At 64.6% G+C, this 15,791-nt stretch carries 12 protein-coding genes; 1 reads left to right on the top strand and 11 read right to left on the bottom strand.

The features are described 5' to 3' along the window. The 9 genes from ON00_RS18835 to ON00_RS18795 all read right to left on the bottom strand — a co-directional run. Positions 1–830: ArdC family protein (locus ON00_RS18835; RefSeq protein ID WP_010408900.1), on the bottom strand; the 830-nt coding region annotated here is incomplete at its 3' end. 125 nt (positions 831–955) lie between these two features. Then, positions 956–3,004 carry a ParB/RepB/Spo0J family partition protein gene (locus tag ON00_RS18830; RefSeq protein ID WP_010408896.1) on the bottom strand — a complete coding sequence of 683 codons (2,049 nt, stop codon included), beginning with the start codon at positions 3,002–3,004 and terminating at the stop codon, positions 956–958. 164 nt (positions 3,005–3,168) lie between these two features. Next, on the bottom strand, positions 3,169–4,893 hold the full coding sequence (locus ON00_RS18825; RefSeq protein ID WP_050811008.1) for a strawberry notch C-terminal domain-containing protein: 1,725 nt from the start codon (positions 4,891–4,893) through the stop codon (positions 3,169–3,171). A 156-nt stretch (positions 4,894–5,049) separates the two neighbouring features. Further along, positions 5,050–6,054, bottom strand: coding sequence for a tyrosine-type recombinase/integrase (locus tag ON00_RS18820; protein ID WP_010408890.1), 1,005 nt, complete (start codon positions 6,052–6,054; stop codon positions 5,050–5,052). Continuing rightward, positions 6,051–6,965 (bottom strand): tyrosine-type recombinase/integrase, encoded by a 915-nt coding sequence (locus ON00_RS18815; protein ID WP_010408889.1) that lies wholly within the window; start codon positions 6,963–6,965, stop codon positions 6,051–6,053. Before ON00_RS18815 ends, ON00_RS18820 begins: the two co-directional genes overlap by 4 nt. Further along, positions 6,959–8,506 (bottom strand): tyrosine-type recombinase/integrase, encoded by a 1,548-nt coding sequence (locus ON00_RS18810; protein WP_010408884.1) that lies wholly within the window; start codon positions 8,504–8,506, stop codon positions 6,959–6,961. The genes ON00_RS18815 and ON00_RS18810 overlap by 7 nt, the downstream gene beginning before the upstream one ends. 145 nt (positions 8,507–8,651) lie before the next feature. Then, positions 8,652–11,108: a strawberry notch-like NTP hydrolase domain-containing protein gene (locus tag ON00_RS18805; RefSeq protein ID WP_010408882.1), complete on the bottom strand. Its 2,457-nt coding sequence runs from the start codon at positions 11,106–11,108 to the stop codon at positions 8,652–8,654. Between the two features lie 58 nt (positions 11,109–11,166). Continuing rightward, complete coding sequence (locus tag ON00_RS18800) at positions 11,167–12,006, bottom strand: DUF7146 domain-containing protein (protein WP_010408880.1); 840 nt, start codon at positions 12,004–12,006, stop codon at positions 11,167–11,169. A gap of 456 nt (positions 12,007–12,462) precedes the next feature. Further along, positions 12,463–13,092, bottom strand: coding sequence for a ParA family protein (locus tag ON00_RS18795; protein ID WP_029623217.1), 630 nt, complete (start codon positions 13,090–13,092; stop codon positions 12,463–12,465). A gap of 222 nt (positions 13,093–13,314) precedes the next feature. Between ON00_RS18795 and ON00_RS21380 the strand changes: the two genes are divergently transcribed. Then, on the top strand, positions 13,315–14,232 hold the full coding sequence (locus ON00_RS21380) for a lytic transglycosylase domain-containing protein (protein ID WP_171007652.1): 918 nt from the start codon (positions 13,315–13,317) through the stop codon (positions 14,230–14,232). On the opposite strand, the gene ON00_RS18790 is transcribed toward ON00_RS21380, so the two are convergent. Both ON00_RS18790 and ON00_RS18785 read right to left on the bottom strand, forming a co-directional pair. Beyond that, positions 14,199–14,474 (bottom strand): hypothetical protein, encoded by a 276-nt coding sequence (locus tag ON00_RS18790; protein WP_010408871.1) that lies wholly within the window; start codon positions 14,472–14,474, stop codon positions 14,199–14,201. The two genes, ON00_RS21380 and ON00_RS18790, sit on opposite strands and share 34 nt — an antisense overlap. Before the next feature lie 90 nt (positions 14,475–14,564). After that, positions 14,565–15,772, bottom strand: a protein-coding gene (locus ON00_RS18785; RefSeq protein WP_245535644.1) for an IS3 family transposase whose coding sequence is annotated in 2 segments (ribosomal slippage) — positions 14,565–15,448 and positions 15,448–15,772 — 1,209 coding nt in all. Because the reading frame shifts where the segments join, the coding sequence is not laid out codon by codon here. Positions 15,773–15,791: the final 19 nt, after the last annotated feature.

Genomic DNA, 15,791 nt, shown 5'->3' with positions numbered 1-15,791 from the left:
TTATGCTCACCTCGCCATAACGTCAGCCAATGATCGACGTAGCTGGCGTGGTTGTCGTGCAGCTCGCCGGGCAGATTGAGGTCGGCGCACACCAGACACTGGCCGATGCAGGCGACCAGCTCCTCGAACGCATAGGCGTTGTCGCCGAACTTCTTGCCGAACTCGCGGTTGAGGCGCTGCGGCGCGCCCGAATAATGGACATATTCGTGCGCGAGCGTGCTGGCGTAATGATCGTCCGAGCGAAACGCGCCGCGCTGCGGTAGCTGGATATAGTCGCCGATCGGCGAATAGAATGCCTGATCGCCGCCATGCCGCACGGTCGCCGGCAGGCCTCCGAAGAAGGCATCGATCGCGGCGCGGTGCCGGCTCTCGATGCGCGGTTCGGGCGGTGCGGGCACCGGATAATAATACGCCGGGAGACCGTCGATCTGATCGACGTTGAACACCGTGTACGAGCGCAGGAACCGGATATTCTTCGTCGCCGCCTCGCCGGTGACGCGGTCCGCCTCGGTTTTCGAGAAGGTCGAATAATAGACGCTGTGCGCGCCATGCTCGCCGCGCCGTACCTGTCCGCCCAACTCGGTCGCCTGTCGGTAGGTCATCCAGTTGCGGCCAGAGAACCCCTGGGCGTCGCCGATCGCCCAGAGATAGAGCGCGTTGATGCCGGTGTAGGGCGTGCCGCAATGCCGCAGCGGTCGCCCCCCTGCCCCGGTCAGTCCCCAGGGGCGCGACCAGGGCAGGACGCCGGCTTCAAGCTTGGCGATTATGAGGTTGGTGATCTCGGCCGCGACATCGCGGCGTGGCGCAGTCGATTTGCGGTGAAAGGTCATGGGAAAGCTCCCTCGATGCGCGGGCCACGCGTGACGGTCCGCGGGTAAAAAGAAGGCGGCCGCCCCGGTGAGGGACAGCCGCCAAGGTGTGCCCGGGAGACGAACGGGCCGGGGGTATCGGGGGGCTATTCGGCCGCGATCAGCGCCTCGTCGCTGTCGATCCCGGCATCGTCGGCACCGAGATCATCGGTGTCGCCGTAGTCGTCGTCGTCGAAGCCCCCATCGCCGGGCTCGTCGTCGATTGCCTCGTCGGCACCGGCGACCGACACGAGATCGAACCGCATCGCGTCGGGCACCCAGGCCAGCGCCGCGTCCTTGGTCTCCGCCTCGGTGATCGCTTCGCCGGCGAACAGCTTCTCGCAGCTGGTCGAGATCTCGCCCTTCTTCGAGGCCATGTAGCGGGCCGCGAGCGGCGCGCCCCCGACGTTGGTGAGCAGCGCCAGCAGCGTACCCTTCGACACGCGGTCGAAGAAGTTCGCCGAGGTAGGGCGCCACCATTTGGCGGGTTCGATCTCGAGGATCGAGGCGAGCCGCGCATGGAGCGGGTTGGTGGTGACCGAGCTGTAATCGGGCTTGGCCTCGAGCGAGGTCGCCACCACGACCGCGAGCCAGGCCGCCTTGGCGTCGTCGCTGAGCGCGCGGAACGCCTCGAACCGCTCGACCGGGTTCGACCCTTCCGTCCACGACGTGTCGAGACCCTCGCGGGCTTCGGCGATCGCGACCTGCGCCTGCGTGGCGGGCTGATCCTTGGGCATCTGCGGGTCCTGCGGACGCCCTGCCCGAACCGTCGTCCCGTAGCGGCCGTAGCCGTGGCTGGGGTCGGCGAGGCAGAACAGCATATAGTCGAGCGCGAGCCCCGGATCGCCGAGGATCGAGGCGGCGAGGATGTCGCGGCGCTGGACCGCCAGTTCGTCATGGAGCCGCGCGCTGAGCGGCTTGCCGCCAGGAGCGACCGCCTCGGGCGGCAGGTCGGCGGTGCGACGCGACGACGGCGACGACGGCAGCGGCCGATCGTCCCCGGGCAGGCGGATCGGCGTTTCGCTGTAATAGGTCGTGTCGAGCGTCATCTTGCCGTCGCGGCCGAGCGTCAGGAAGACGCCGACCTGGCCCTTGACCTCGTCGGTCAGCTCGGGCGCCTTGTCGTGGATCGCCTGATATTCCTCGCGCAGCCGATCCGATTCCGCATCGAGCGCGGCATAGGTGTCGTCATCGATACCCTCGTCCTCCATATCGCTCTCGATGACCTGCACGCGCTCCTCGATCTTGTCGCAGCGCGTCTGTTCCTCGTCCGTCAGCGGCGCTGCCGGCAGCGTCACGCGGTGGAGGTCGGACGTGATGCCGTAGAGGCTGGTCGTGGCGACGGGGCGCACCCATGCGACGCCCAGTTCCTCGCCGAGCCGCTTGGCCTCGGCCTCCATCAGCGAGGCAGCGAGCGTCTGCGCGAGTTCCGGGTCGGTCCAGCGGTCACCGTCCTCGCTGAACAGTTCGCGCTCGATGCGGCCGCCCGCGGCGACATAGGCATCGGCACCGACCAGGATCGCGATCGGATCCGTCGCCTTCATCGTGTCGTTGGCGATCGCGCGACGGATCTGGTCGGCGTTGACGTAGGACGAGTGACCATACTGCTCGAACACGCGCTCCTGCTTGGCCTTGTCGGCCGTCGAGCCGTAGGCCTTGGCCATCTCGTAGGAGATCTTGCCCGCGGCCAGGGCTTCGAAGATCGGTTCGGCAAGATCGGCGAGGCGCAGCCGTCCCTCGATGAAGCGGCGGGTCTGGCCAAACCGTTTGGCGACCGCGTCGACGTCACCGTCGGTCTTGAGGAAGTGCTGGAACGCGACGCATTCCTCGGCGACGGTCATCTGCTCGCGCTGGAAATTCTCGGTCAGCGACACCTCGCGCAGGTCCGCCTCGTCGCCGGTGATGATCTTGACCGGCACGTCATAGTCGGCGGCAACGATCTCGCCGGCTTCGGCCAGCATCATCGCACCGAGATAGCGGCGATCGCCGGCGATTATCTCGAACATGCCCTTCGGGCGGGCGGCGGTCACCAGCAGGTTCTGCATGATGCCGCGAGCGCGGATGCTGGCGGCCATCGCCTCGATATTCTTGGGCGGGGTGGTGCGCACGTTCTTCTCGGAACGCTTCAGCTTCGCGAGTTTGACGGTCTGGGTCATCTATCGTCTCCATGAGCGGGAAAGTGTCCGGTGCACGGGTGTTTCCCCCGACCCGGACACCCTCCCCGCTCCTTCTCCCCTCTCGTTTCCCGCTTGGGCGGGAGGGCGACTGGGGCTCGCCGACAAGCGGCTACCTTGCTGCTAGCTGGCTGTTATCGTGCCGGTCAGGCCATCAGCTTTGCGAGAACCGCATCGGCCGTCTCGACGGGGATGAAGACGCGCGTCTTGTAGGCGATGATCTCTGTGAAGCAGCCGATCGACTTGAGCCACGCGAGCTGGTCGGCCGGTGCGCCGCTGATCTCGATGCGCGGCTTGGCGTTGACGCGTACGCGCTTCACCTCGCACACGAACGGTCGCCGGATCGTGACCGTCCCGCCCTCCATCGCGGCGCGCGCGACCTCGGCCGGGCTGAGCACGTCGTTGCTGTCGAGGCCCATCTTCGAGAACAGCGCCGGCACGTCGCCCGGGAACACCATGCGCCCGAGCCAGGAGCGACCCTCGGCATCGACCACGCGGTTGACCACGAGATGGTCGCTCGGCAGCGCCGACCAGATCGGCAGCAGAAGGCCGGTCGCGAGCCGGATCGTCTCGACGTCGAGCTTGCCGCGGATCTCGTCGACCTCGGCCGACCATTCCGCCTCGAACCGTGCGCGGCTGCATTCCTCCCAGGCCGTCTCGTAGAGATCGTCGAGTGCGAGATATTCGTGCCGGGTCGGACGCATCAGTTCGATGCGCGACACCGCCACCCCGTCCTCGGTCAGCCAGGAGCGCGCGTTGGTGCGCAGCGCGACCTTGCCCGACTTGCCGTTGCGCACGAACACGGCGGTCTGGTCGGTATCGGCGATGCGCAGCACGCGCTCGAGCGACATGGGGTTGCGGCGCCGGGTCACCTCGATCGTCAGCAGGTGCGAGGTCGCCTTGCTGACCGGGTCGGTGCGCAGGATCGTATCGTCGAGCACGGTCGCGGTCTCGACCGTCATCGTCTCGACGCCGACATCGAGTGTCCCCGCCTCGCGCGCGGCCGCGACCCGTGCCTCGACCAGCGCCAGGAATTCGTCAAAGATGCAGTTCTGGAGCCCGATCGGCAGCGCCAGCAACCGGTTGAGCCAGCGCTGGATGGGCGGGAGATCCTCCTTCAACACGCCGTCGGTATCGAGCAGTTCCAGGCCGGTGCGATGCTGGAAATCGGTGAGGTTGGTGCTGGTCAGCTTCCCCGCGACGAGCAGGTGATACCAGCTGATGAGCGCCGCCTTGGCGTAGTCGCTTTCGAGATTATCGGCCGGGTCGAACAGATTCTGCCCCCCGGTCTGGCGCTGGCCGCGCGTCAGAGCGCCGAGGCTGTCTAGACGCCGCGCGATGGTCGAGGTGAACCTGAGTTCGCCCTTGCAGTCGGTCGTGACGGGCCGGAACAGGGGCGAGCAGGCCTGATGCGTGCGGTGGGTACGTCCCAGGCCCTGGATCGCGCGATCGGCCCTCCAGCCCGGCTCCAGGAGCAGATGCGCGCGTTGCTGCTGGTTCTTCGCATCGAGGCTGGCATGATAAGACCGCCCGGTCCCGCCGGCGTCGGAGAAGACCAGGATGCGCTTGGTGCCTTCCATGAAGGCGGCGGAATCGGCCTGCGTGGCGCGGGCCGAGCGCGATTCGAGCTTCTGCCCTCCCCCGCTCACCGTGATGAGGCGCTTGGTGCGCCCCGTCACCTCGGCGACCATCTCGGTGCCGAACCGGGTGATGATGGCATCGAGCACGGCCGCGATCGGCGGCAGCGCGCAAAGCTGCTCGACCAGATTGTCGCGCTCGGCTTCGGCTTCGGGGTTGGTGACCGGGTGGCCGCTCTCGTCGAACAGCGGTCGCGAGCGCACCTCGCCGGTGTCATCGCGGAAGAAGGTCATCTGCTGGACCGGGAATGCCCGCGTCAGATAGTCGATCACGGCTTCTTTGCAGTCGCAGTTTATGTCGAGCGTGGCGGCGGGAGGCGCAGGTTTCCTTCGGTTTTCCATGATTTCACTCCAGATAAAGTGAGTGCCAGGGGGGTGTCCGGAGACGGGCTAGGCTCGCCTTCGAACGTCGGTGAGCATGGTGATCAGGGCATCGGATGGCGGCTTGAAGCGCCCGGGCTTGATGGCAGGTGCGCCGTGCGCCGCGAGAATCTGCAGCTTCTCCTCGGGATCGGCGCGCAAATAGGTCTCGGTGCTCTGGATGCTGGCATGCCCGAGCCACAATGCGACTTTGCGAATGTCCCCTGTCGCCGCGAGCGTGTGCATTGCGCAGGAATGGCGCAGCACGTGCGGTGTTACGCGCTTTCCAAGGATTGACGGCTGCTTCGTTGCCGCGGTCTTGACGTGCTCGGCCAAACGAAACGCAAATCCGTCGCGGGTCATGGGCTGCCCGTTGGCATTGAGGAATATCTCGGCAGCTTGCGCTTTGGGCCGTATCGCAAGCCACGCGCGCAATACGAACTGGGTCTCTTTCCAGAGCGGAAGGACCCGTTCACGCCGACCCTTGCCCATGATGTGCACGGTGGACAGGGAGCGGTCCGGGAAATCGCGCAGTTGTAGCGTTACGAGTTCCGACACCCTCAGCCCGCCAGCATAGGCCAGATGCAGCATTGCGCGATCGCGGGTGCCAAGGCGTGTCCGGGGATCCGGGACATCGAGCAAAGCCTTGATCTCTGCCCGGTCGAGGTAGTCGATCAGCGCCTTGTCGGTCTTCTTGGTAGGGATCGATCTGACGCGGAGTGCCTGATCCAGGCAGGCCGGAATACGATACTCGATGTAGCGGAAGAAGGACCGGATCGCGGCGAGCCTGCCATTGCGGGTCCGAACACAGCTGCCGCGACCGTTCTCGACATGGTCAAGGAAGGCCATGATCATGTCGGTGCCGAGATCCTCGATCTCGAGATCGGTCGGCCGACGCTTCAGCCGATCGGCAGCGAACTCGACCAGGAGGACGAAGCAGTTGGCATAGGTCTTCACCGTGTGCGGACTGACAGCACGTTCGCGCGGCAGATGTTCACGCAGGTAGATCGAGAGATGCGGAGCGAGTGCCGTCATGCCGCTTCTCCCCGGTAAAGTTGCTCGCTGGCGGCAGCGATATCGCGCAGCAGCACCGGAGTGGCCTCGAGATACCAATAGGTGTTGGCGACCGACGCATGCCCCAGATATACGCTGAGTCCGGCCATGTGGTGTGCGATGGCTTCCCTGTCGCGCGGACAGGACTCAAGGGAACGCACGGCGAAAGTGTGCCGCAGGTCGTGTAACCGCATCCCGGCTGTTCCGGTCGGTCCGCGGTATCCGAGCTGCCGGGCCAGCCTGACGAACACCACGTGGGCGCGCACCTTGTGTGGTGCTCTGCCCCGAATGGTCACGAACAGGTCATTGCCCGTGGCGCCAAGCCTTGCTCGGGTGGCGAGATATGCTTCGAGCGCCTGACGGGTCGATGGCTGCAGGGTAATCAGCCGCTGCTTGCCGAACTTGCCGTTGCGGACGATCAGGCCATCCTCGACCAGATCGTTGCATTGAAGAGCGAGGGCCTCGGAAATCCGGAGACCTGTCGCCGCCAGCAAGCCGAACAAATAATGGTACGTGTATGGGCTGATCGTGTCTTGGGACGCAACGTCCAGCGCAGCGGTCATGATCGCCCGGACCTGTTCCGGTTCGATGATGGTCGGGGTCGGGCGTGGCCGCTTGCCCCGACCGAAGACACCGGCAGGCGGAACCTCGTAAACTGGATCATCGGCTTGGATAAAGCGGCTGAAGTTGCGAACGGTATCGAACCTCCGGCGGGCCACATTTTGCGAACTCGCCGTGTGGCACCAGTCGTAGATCCGCTGGACTTGGATGTGCCGGTCGCCGAATCCTCCGGCGTAGGCGGCGTACAGGCGCAGCATGCGTTCCTGTTCAGAGAACTTCCGCCCGAGGCTGCGATGCAGCGCCACGTATCTGGAAATGTGGATATTCAGCATGATTGTTCTCCCGGCCAGGGCTGCGCGATCTTCATGAGCATCGGCAGATCGACCTTGGCGTAGATGGCAGTGGTCTCGGGCGAGCTGTGACGCAGGATGGTTCCGACGGACTCCAGGCCTGCGCCCGCTCGCAGCAGGCTGGTGGCAAGCGAATGCCGGAATATGTGCGACCCGGTCGGCACCCCATCGATCCCACCGCGGTCGCGCGTACGGGCGACGATGCCAGCGATCTCGGCGGACGAGCGGAATGGCCGGAACGGCGCTTGTGCGCGCAGGAACAGATGCTCTTCGGCGGCCTTCGGGCGGGCTCCCGCAAGATATGCCAGGATCGCGTCGCCAACATCCTGCGGCAACGGCAGGCGGTCCGGCCGGCGCGTCTTGCCCTTGACCGTCAGGTGACCAGATCGCCAGTCGATATCCTCAAGGCGCATATCCCGAATATCACCGGCGCGCAGCCCAAGTCTGGCGAGCAAGAGTATGATGGCCTTGTCCCGGACCTCCACCGGACGATCTGTTGGACAGGCCGCAATGATCCTCTCGATCGTTGCCGAGTCGACGTGGCGCGGCAGCGTTGAAAGGCGGTAGCGCTGCACAGATGGAACTGCATGCGACAATGCCGGCCGGCACTCGCCACGCACGACCAGAAACCGGATGTAGCTCCTCATTATCGTGACGAGCAGCGATGCCGAGCCCGGCGTCTCCTGGCTTCGTCGTTGGAATGCGCTCCTGAGTCCGGCGGCATCCCATAGCGAAGGCTCGCCCAACATAGGGATGAGCCGTCTGATATCGGTCCGGTAGCGCCGGATCGTCTCGTCCGTGGCGCCGCGGTGTTGCTTGAGCCATGCCAGGTAAGCCGACATGTGCGGGTCATCGTCCGCCACCGGTTCAACCAATGGGATGGCGCCCCGGCCTCGAAGGAACTCGACGAAGTGCCGTGCGCATCGCCGCCGCCGCTTGGTGCCCGTTGCGACCAACTGGCCCCGCTTGCGCCAGACCGGGCATCGGCAATCATGCGCGGCGTACTGGTCGATGATCGTGTCATCGATATCGATCCATTGGCGCCGCGCCATGCGAAGCCAGGCCACGAAATGCTCGGCCTCGGACCGATAGGCCTGTGCCGGTCCCTCGGCGAGTTGCAGGCAAGCGATCGCATCGAAATAGTCAGCGAGGTGCCGTGGCAGATCGTCGATCCCGTCGTCGACTTCGACGTAGCCTTGATCTTCCAGGAACCGGACGAAGCGCCTGACCCTTGCTGCTTGGTCAGCCTTGTAGTGCGCTTGCTGCGCCGAATACCGGTGGCACCGGCACCGATGCTTCTCGAACCGCCGGACAGCCTGATCGTCAATCGTGCGGATCGCGGTCCTATGCCGCTCCAGCCAATGCAGGAAATGGCGGACCGCCGCGCCATACAGAACCGCACAGCCTGACTTCTCGTCGAGGGACAGAGAGGAGAGGAATGCGGTGAGAAGAGCGCCGTGACTGGGCGGGTCTTCGACCCTGAGCGGGGCAGTCCGAAACGGCAGTGATGATCGTGTTCGCATGTTGGCTCCTTCGACTTGCTGAGGTCGACGGAACCGTAGTTATCTGGAGTGAAATCATGGAAAACCGAAGGAAACCTGCGCTTCCCGCCGCCACGCTCGACATAAACTGCGACTGCAAAGAATATGTCTAATGTTGAGCTCAACATTACACGGCCTCGCGCGGGGAGAGATCGATGTCGAGGTCGGCGCGCTCGTCGGGCGACAGTTCGCCCAGGCGGCGGTCGAGGATCGCCTCGGCGGTGCTGACCAGCTGCAGCACGACCGACTGATCGGCCGCCAGATGCTGTTCGATCGCCGCGATGACGGTCGGGAGCTTCGCTGACAGGAGGAGCGCCCCGAAGAACCGCTGCTTGCAGCTTTCGAACCGCGAGCGCGCCGCGGCCTTCGCGCCCGAGTTGAGCGTCTTGCCCTCGTTGCCGTCGACGACGCCGGTGAGTTCGAGCGCCTTTTCAAGGCCGCGATGGATGATCGCCCAGGCATCGGCATAGGTGTCGTACACCGCGATCTGTTCAGGCGTCAGCTCGTGGCGGAGGATGTCATATTCGACCCCGGCGAAGCTCAGCGCGCGCGCGGTGTAGAGGCCGGTCGCCTTGAGATCGCGCGCGACCAGTTCCATCGCCGCGATCCCGCCCTGCCGGATCTGGGTGATGAACGCCTCGCGGTTGGCGAAGGCGGTCTCCGGCCCCCACAGGCCGAGCCGCACGGCATAGGCGAGGTTGTTCACCTCCGACGCGCCGGTCGCCGAGGCGTAGAGCACGCGGGCGTCGGGCAGGTGGTTCTGCAGGAGAACGCCGGCGATGCCCTGCTGCGAGCCCTTCTTGGTGCCCATCGACCCTTCGCCACCCGCGACGCCGCCCATCTCATGCGCCTCGTCGAACGCGATGACGCCGTCGAAGTCGGCACCGGCCCAGGCGATGATTTGATCGAGCCGGGTGGCGTCGCCGCGGTTGGAGCGCAGCGTCGGATAGGTCACGAACAGGACGCCCTCGTCCATCGTGACGGGCTCGTCGATCTTCCAGCGCGAGAGCGGCTGCACATCGGCCGCGAGACCGCCGAGCGCGGTCCAGTCGCGGATCGCGTCGGCATGGAGCGCCTCGTTCTTGCTGATCCAGATGTTCTTGCGACGACCCGCCAGCCAGTTGTCGAGGATGACGGCCGCGACCTGCCGCCCCTTCCCTGCCCCGGTGCCGTCGCCCAGGAAATAGCCCTTGCGGTACGCGCGTCCGTCGTCGGAGAGCACCAGCCCCACGCCCTCCTTGTCTGGCTTGCTCAGGCCCGGGATATACTGGGTCCAGGCATGGCCGGCGTAAACGACGGTCTCGAGCTGCGAGGAGGACAGGAGGCGTTCGGTGACGGTGCGTTCGGGCAGCGACGGAACATGGACGGGGATCGGCGCGGGGATCGAGCCCATCGCGATCGATTCCACCAGCGCGGTCGGATGCTCGCCGGCAGCGTCGAACACGATACGGCTCGGCCGATAGGGCAGATAGACGCCGGACTGCTCGGCGAGTGGCGCCGGCGTCTCGAGTACCTGGTAGCCGACCGGGAGAACCTCGTTCCTGGCGAGAGCGCGGAAGATGCGCGGGGTGGCAGCGGGCTTCGATCTCACGCTGCGCAGGAGGGACAGCCCCCCGCCCCGCTTGACCGGCGCCGGAGTGGCGGCCTCCGGGATCAGATCCTGCCGGGGCGGGATGACCAGCGCCTCGACCAGGTCGCTTACGGCGCCGCGCTGGAGCGTGACCGTCGTGGTATCACCCACCGTCTTGTCGATGACATAGAGTCGCACCGCGACTCCGGTGCCGTGCTTGCCATAGGCATGGGTCAGCCGGATCGAGGTGCGCAGCGCGACGCTCGCCAGCGTCGTCGACCAGATCGTGCCCATGCGCGCGGAGTTGAAGAACCAGTCGGGCATGATCGCGACGACGCGCCCGCCAGGCCGCACACGCTTGATCGCCGCCTGCAGGTGGCGGACCGCAGCGAGCGCGTCGGCACCGCGGCCGAGCGAGCGCGAGAAGGGCGGGTTCATCAGGATGAGGCTGGGGCGCTCCGCGGATGCCATGACGCTGGCGATCTGCGCGCCGTCGTGGCCGGTAACGCTGGCTTTCGGGAAGGTGGCCGACAGCCGCTCGCGGCGCGCGGGATCGATCTCGTTGAGCTGGAGCGCCGCGAGCGGCGGGAGGCCCGCTACCAGGAGACCGTTGCCGGCGCTCGGTTCGAGTACGATGTCATCCGCGCGTGCGTTCGCGAGCATGACCGTGATCGTGGCGAGATCGAGCGGGGTCGAGAATTGCTGCCAGTCGATCTGCTCCTCGCTGCGCACGGTCTGGGTAGGAAGGCGCGCCATAAGCCCGATCGCGGCGTCGACCGCCGGCGTGGTGCCTGCTGCGCATACCGCCAGCGCGGTCGCATGCTCCAGCACCTCGAAGCTCTCGCGCTGGGTCCAGTGACCATCGGCGTCGGTGCCGCCATAGGCGCGGATCATCGCGTCGTTGAGCATCGCTCGGGTGATCTTCGCGTCGCCGGCGATCGCGGGGAGCAGCAGGCGGGCGGCAGCGGTGGCATGGTCGGCGCGCGCGGGCGCAGGGTCGAACAGGTCGGTCATGGGGGTCTCCGGGTCTGTGGCTGCTCGTGCAGCTCACGACCCCGACCCCCCTTCCCTCTCAGGCTCCGGGTTTCACGACGTCGGCCCAGTCGCCATAACGTGAGGGTGGCGGCATCCGCTTCAGCGTCAGCCCGCGCGGCCGATAGGCGGCCCACGCCTTGCGTCGTGCGCGTCGGCCCTCGAAGTCATTGTCCTCGGCGAAGATCAGCGTGGTGACGCTATCGGGGATGTGGACACGGTCGAGCCGCGCCGCGCCGAGCGTCGCCCAGCACGGGATGCCGTGGATCTGGGTGAAGGCGGCCGAGGTCTCGAACCCCTCACCAAGCGCCAATGTGTCGGTGACGCGCATGCCCTGCCAGGTCGCACCTCCCGGCGTGCCGAGCGTCGCCTTGTCGAGATAGCCGCCATGCGCGAGGTCGAGGAAGATGCGCTGAATCGAGCGCAGCGTGCGCCCCTCCCGCGCCGCGATCAGCAGCGCCGGGAGGAACCGGGTATGCGGTTTCGGTCCCCACGGACAGCGCGGGTGGTAGCTCAGGTCGTCGAAGGCGCCGGTGATGCCGCGAAAGCGGAGATAGGCTTCCGCGGGCGTTCCGGCGATCGGCAACCCCTCGTTCCACAGCCGTTCGATGTTGGCGGGTCTGCCGGTGCGCTGTTCAGCGGGTGGGTCGTAGGTGCGTCCGGGTCTGATGCGCGCGATCTCGCGGAGCACGTCCTCGGCGGTGCAGCCGGCGAAGCAGTGAACGAGGATGCCGTCATGGCCCTGCCGGATCGAGAGGCTGGGATCGCTGTCGGCGTGGGCCGGGCAACGGCACATGGCGTTGTAGCCGTGCCAGGTGCCGCCGAGGGCGCCGACGATGTCCACGATGGTCTGGGTGGGTTTCAGCGCAACGAGGGGCATGACCGATCCTTTCTCGCTGCCTCTGACCCCCTTCTCTCCCTTCCTAGGTGACTCAGTAGCTGCTGGCTAGCAGCTAGCGGAAGATCCCCGTGTTAGCAGTTAGACCTCCGCTATCTAGCGTTGAGATGGCTGGTATCTAGCGGCTAGCTACCTTTGAGCTAGCAGTTTCTCATAAGCGTCGAGTGCCTTCTCGAGCACTTCTGTAAGAAGCAGACCCTCACGTTGAGCTATTTCGCGGATTCGATTGTCCCATTCGGGTGTGACCCTAGTCGCAAATTGTTGAGTGCGGTTAGTCTTGCGCGAACTGCGGGCATCAATGCGGGTTGCGGTTATCAGCGGTGCAGCCGGAGGGGCGGGGGCTACTTCGGGTGCATCCAAATTCTGGCTCGCCTCACTGATTGGTGGGGGTGAACCCAAACGAGTAGCCTTCTTTAGCTTCGAGATATCGGCCATCATTCACCCCGCTACTTTGTCGATTAGGGATTGGATCAGAGTATCAGCACGCTGGTTAAGGCCGGAGAATTTGGTTTCGGTAATTGACAGGCCTTGGTTCTGCGCTTGCCGGTATGCTGGTCGTTCCACGATCGAACCGTCGAGGACATTATACCCCGCTTCGGTCAAATACGCCCGCGCGTCATTTTCTTCAGCCGAAGTTCCAATGCGGTTGAGCGCAAAAACGAGCCGTCCAGTCGGGATACCCTCCTTAACAAGGGCATGGTATTCGCGGACGGCAGGCCTGAGATCGTCCAAGGATGCGCCGGTGGGTTGAACCACGAGTGACGATGACCGTGCAATTTCAAGTGTAGCTTTGCTGGTCCGAGCGGGGCCGTCGATGATAAGCAGATCGAAGCCGTCTGCAGCGGCCAGGGCCTGAGACGCGGTTTTGAATGCCTCAACCGACACAATCGGCTCGATGGAGATGCCAAGGCGTGCTCGGTGCCAATCGACCGAAGTGCCCTGTTGAGTATCGAGATCGGCGATTTTAACCCGCAGTTCGCCTGCCGCCGCCTCGCGAGCAAGGGCTCTTGCCAAGGTGCTTTTTCCTACACCGCCTTTTTGTGAGACGAATGCTACGACAGCAGCCATGACCGATCCTGTGATAGTTCGAACGACTGGATAGCTAGCCGCTCTCTAGCAGTTTGGCAACCGCTACCTATGTGATAGCTAGCTGATACCCAACCAGCAGATATCTGTGAGCTAGCTGCTACCCACGGGGGTTTGCCTGACCTAGTCTGGATCAAGCACTGGGAGATAGTGGAATTTTTTTCCACGTTGTGCGGTTGATCGAAACATGATGTTCAATGATCGATGAACACGCGATCGAACTCGAGCTTATGCGTAGTGGGTAGTGTTATGGCACTGCTATGGGCGCAAACATCGGCAGCTAAGCAGGCCGAGGTAATGACATTTGATGGGCAGGCAGTTGAAGCCGTCATCGATGTGGGCCCGAGAATGCGGGGTATGCCAACAGACGGAACGCCGCCAGTACCAAGCATGGAAGCCGTTTTAGGCAATGACTTCAGATCATTCGGCAGCCCCGTAATGGAACCCCAAGAGGAGGCAATAAGCACGTCGCATATATCGGTGCCCCTTTGGATGCAGACTGGCCAGGTTTCGGGGGGAGCTGGCCGGGCAGCGATGTCCGATATGGCAAGTTATCTCTACACCCCACAGGCTTGCTCAATCACACCCTACCGTCCACGCGGCGATTTTCCAGGCTGGCTCGAAGCTCGGCGGGCTCAATATTACCCCTTGATCCAGGCCGTGGCGTGCGAAGCTGGTGTGCCAGTCGGGCTTTTCGATGCACTGGTGGCCCAGGAAAGCCGCTATGACCCATTGATCGTATCACCGAAGGGCGCCGTTGGCCTTACCCAATTGATGCCCGGTACAGCGCGTGGACTTGGGGTTTTCAATTCGAGAGATCCGTTGTCGAACCTGAGGGGAGGGGCCAGATACCTCCGCGCGCATCTGGATGAGTTCAAGCGGGTCGATCTAGCCTTGGCCGCGTACAATGCAGGTCCAGGACGCGTTCGATCGATGCGCCGTATTCCGCCGTTTCGCGAGACGATGGACTATGTCGCAGCGATCACTCGAGGGTGGAGCACCGGATCGTTCAGGACAGCATCGATTCAGACCGCCGGTTTGGCAGTGGGTCGACAGGAATTCCGGGGCAGGGGGGTCCAGTTACTCGCTTACACATCTACAAGAGTATCGAACCCGAGGTAGTGCGCGTAATAGATCGCAATTCCGAGGATCGCCGGCGCGCCGAGCAGATAGTTGATCTGCCAACGTATCCACAACCGGGGTGCAACGAGTACCTTATCGAGGACGGTCGCAGTTGGGAGTTTCCTAGTTCCCAGACGATAATCGTAGGCGGTCTTTATCATCGCGAGGACAGCGCACAGCGCCACCATGACGCCGACCGCGGCATAGAGTGAAAGCCAGGCCTGAAGTGTCGCTTGGGGCATGCCGACCACCTAGCAGCAAGATGCTGACGGTCCATTAACCGCTGAATCGCGCATTAGTTACTGATCTGGCCCCCGTTTCGCCGGACGGATTTAAGCGGTTGCAGAAACCAGTGCGCGATGCTCGCGCGGCGAACGCATTTTGAGTCCTGAGTGCGGGTGGTTGTCGTTGTAGTCCTCGATCCATCCGGCCAGTGATGTCAACGCGGTGAGCGCATCGGGCAGAGGCGAGACGCGGACGTAATCGCGTTTGAGCGTGTGCACGAAGGCCTCGGAGATGCCGTTGGACTGCGGGCTGCGGACAGGCGTGAAGCAGGGCTTGAGCCCGAGCTGCCGGGCAAAGGTGCGCGTCTCGCGAGCGGTATACGCCGAGCCGTTGTCGGACAGCATCTCGACCGGCGTGATCGCACGTATGCCGCCGAAGCGGGTTTCCACGGCTTCCAGCATGATGTCGCGTATGTGCGAGCCGCTGATGCCGGCGTTGGCGACGGCGGCAAAGGCGATGATCTCGCGGTCGTGGGCGTCGATGATGAAAGCGCCGCGCACGACCTCGCCGTTCCAGCAGGTGAACTCAAAGCCGTCCGAGCACCAGCGCAGGTTGGAGCGGATCGCCACCACGACGCCCTCATGCCCGTAGTCGGGCCGCTCGGTGTAGCGCCGCGCTAGCAGCAGGCGGTCCGCCGCCATAATGCGGTAGACCCGTTTGTGGTTGGCCGACGCCAGCCCTTCGGTGCGAAGCTGTCGATTGAGGACCGCCGCGATGCGGCGGTAGCCGTATGTTGGCCGCTGCGCGGCGATCTGGCGGATACGGGGCAGCAGATCTGCGTCCCCGGCCTTGGTGTAGGACCCACGCGTCCTGGTGCGACCGGTCAGGCGGTCGTACACCGTCGAGCGCCCGACGCCGAGCGTGCTGGCGACCAGGCTCACCGGATAGTCTCCGGCAGCGGCGAGTGCATGAGCAAGCTCGCTTTTTTTGGGCGCGAGCGCTCCAGCGCCTCCTTGAGGATCTCGACCTCCAGCGTCTTGCGGCCAAGCTGGCGCTCCAGTTCGCGGATGCGGTTGTCCATCTCGCGGACCTGGCGGTTGCTGGTCACGTCATCGTCGCCGGCAACCGCGACGCTTCCGCCTTCCAGCATCAACCGCCGCCAGCGGTACAGCAGGTTCGGCGCCACGCCATTGCGGCGCGCCACCACTGAGATGCTCTCGCGACCATCGAGCGTCTCCTCGACGATCCTCAGCTTCTCGGTAGCACCCCAGTGACGACGACGACCGCCGTCGGTGATGATCTCGGACACGGACATAAGCCTATGCTCAGGGGAT

Source organism: Sphingomonas echinoides ATCC 14820, from assembly GCF_000241465.1.
Classification (GTDB): domain Bacteria; phylum Pseudomonadota; class Alphaproteobacteria; order Sphingomonadales; family Sphingomonadaceae; genus Sphingomonas; species Sphingomonas echinoides.
Note: the sequence above shows the minus strand (reverse complement) of the source record. Positions and strands in the feature narration are given on the sequence as shown.

Excerpts from the sequence above, each read along its gene's own strand:
- ON00_RS18830 (WP_010408896.1), bottom strand. The coding sequence starts at position 3,004 with ATGACCCAGACCGTCAAACTCGCGAAGCTGAAGCGTTCCGAGAAGAAC.
- ON00_RS18825 (WP_050811008.1), bottom strand. The coding sequence starts at position 4,893 with ATGACCTTCTTCCGCGATGACACCGGCGAGGTGCGCTCGCGACCGCTG.
- ON00_RS18820 (WP_010408890.1), bottom strand. The coding sequence starts at position 6,054 with ATGACGGCACTCGCTCCGCATCTCTCGATCTACCTGCGTGAACATCTG.
- ON00_RS18815 (WP_010408889.1), bottom strand. The coding sequence starts at position 6,965 with ATGCTGAATATCCACATTTCCAGATACGTGGCGCTGCATCGCAGCCTC.
- ON00_RS18810 (WP_010408884.1), bottom strand. The coding sequence starts at position 8,506 with ATGCGAACACGATCATCACTGCCGTTTCGGACTGCCCCGCTCAGGGTC.
- ON00_RS18805 (WP_010408882.1), bottom strand. The coding sequence starts at position 11,108 with ATGACCGACCTGTTCGACCCTGCGCCCGCGCGCGCCGACCATGCCACC.
- ON00_RS18800 (WP_010408880.1), bottom strand. The coding sequence starts at position 12,006 with ATGCCCCTCGTTGCGCTGAAACCCACCCAGACCATCGTGGACATCGTC.
- ON00_RS18795 (WP_029623217.1), bottom strand. The coding sequence starts at position 13,092 with ATGGCTGCTGTCGTAGCATTCGTCTCACAAAAAGGCGGTGTAGGAAAA.
- ON00_RS21380 (WP_171007652.1), top strand. The coding sequence starts at position 13,315 with ATGAACACGCGATCGAACTCGAGCTTATGCGTAGTGGGTAGTGTTATG.
- ON00_RS18790 (WP_010408871.1), bottom strand. The coding sequence starts at position 14,474 with ATGCCCCAAGCGACACTTCAGGCCTGGCTTTCACTCTATGCCGCGGTC.